2 protein-coding genes are annotated in these 1,297 nt (G+C 62.7%); one reads left to right on the top strand and one right to left on the bottom strand.

What is annotated here, in order from left to right:
* Window positions 1–819 (top strand): ribonuclease HII (locus AC0L20_RS39510; protein WP_473295589.1); only part of this gene is annotated, 819 nt, incomplete at its 5' end.
* A gap of 31 nt (window positions 820–850) precedes the next feature.
* Here the strand turns inward: AC0L20_RS39510 and AC0L20_RS39505 are convergent.
* Window positions 851–1,297, bottom strand: a 447-nt coding sequence (locus AC0L20_RS39505; RefSeq protein WP_473295588.1) for an ATP dependent DNA ligase, incomplete at its 5' end; no start/stop codon positions are given.

The raw sequence follows: 1,297 nt of genomic DNA, 5'->3' as shown, positions 1-1,297 counted from the left end.
CAGTATTCGCTCGATGCGTTGCGCCGGCGCTATGTCATCGAGAAAAGACCGCTCGAGGCCGGCGTCGAGCAGATCTTACGGGCCGACACCCGCGCCGGAGCCCGTGCAATCCTGGCTTCAATCGACAAGCGGCGCTCCGAAAATAGGTCGGAAGGGCAGCGCCTCCGCAAGATGCTCCGCTTCGAGACCTCTCTCTGGGAAAGCGGCCATCATGCGGTGGCAGGCGTGGACGAGGCGGGAATGAGCCCTCTCGCCGGGCCAGTTTCCGCTGCCGCCGTGATCCTGAAGCCCGGGACGCGGATAGTTGGAATCGACGACTCGAAAAAACTCGACGCCGCCGCTCGCGAAGAACTCGCGAAGGAAATCAAGGAAAAGGCAGAGAGTTGGTGTGTAGCATTCGTCGAGGTCGAGGAGATCGACGAAATCAACATCTATTGGGCAGGCATCCAAGCGATGCAACGTGCGGTCCGGGGCCTAGGGTTGACGCCGCAGCACTTGCTGATCGATGCGAAGCGGTTGAAGGAAATCGACATCCCTCAGCAGTCCATCATTAAAGGTGACGCCAAGTCCGCCAGCATTGCGGCCGCCTCCATCCTCGCGAAAGTCGAGCGCGACACCCGAATGCGGACACTCGACGAGCGTCACCCCGGCTACGGATTCGCGGATCACAAGGGCTACCCGGTGCCGGCTCATTATGAGGCGCTCGCCAGGCTTGGTGCATGCGCAGCTCACCGGAGGTCGTTCGGACCGGTACGCAAGGCGCTCGGGCTGCCGCCCCTACCGCCGTGGCCTTCGGCGTCCGAGCGCGCCGCCATCTGAACTCCAGATCGAACGTTTCGTCTCGGCGGCATTATTTTCGCGACCACTTCTTTTCGCGAACGACGTCCTTGGCGTTTTTGTCGGACCTGAGGCCGAGATAGACCGGCTGGCGCAGCTCGCCCTTGCTGGTCCACTCCGCGAATTTCACTTCCGCGACCAAGGAAGGACGCACCCAGGTCGTAACCCGCTCATTTTTCACCTTGCCAGGGAAGGGCGACTTGGCTGTCTTCAGCCTCACGAGCTTGCGGTGAAGCTCTTCGAGAACTTGGTAGCTGAAGCCGGTGCCGACGTGGCCAATGTACCGCCATGCATCGGCGTCGCGTACCGCCAGCACGAGGGCGCCAAAGAAGGGCCGGGTTCGCCTCGGCGCGGTGAAGCCGGCGATCACTACCTCCTGACGCTGCGCGGTCTTCACCTTCAGCCAATCGGCGGTCCGGCGTCCGGACGCGTACGGGCTGTCGGCGCGCTTGGCCATGAT

It is taken from the genome of Bradyrhizobium sp. Kon58 (genome assembly GCF_055807455.1).
This window is presented reverse-complemented; position numbering and strand designations above follow the sequence as displayed.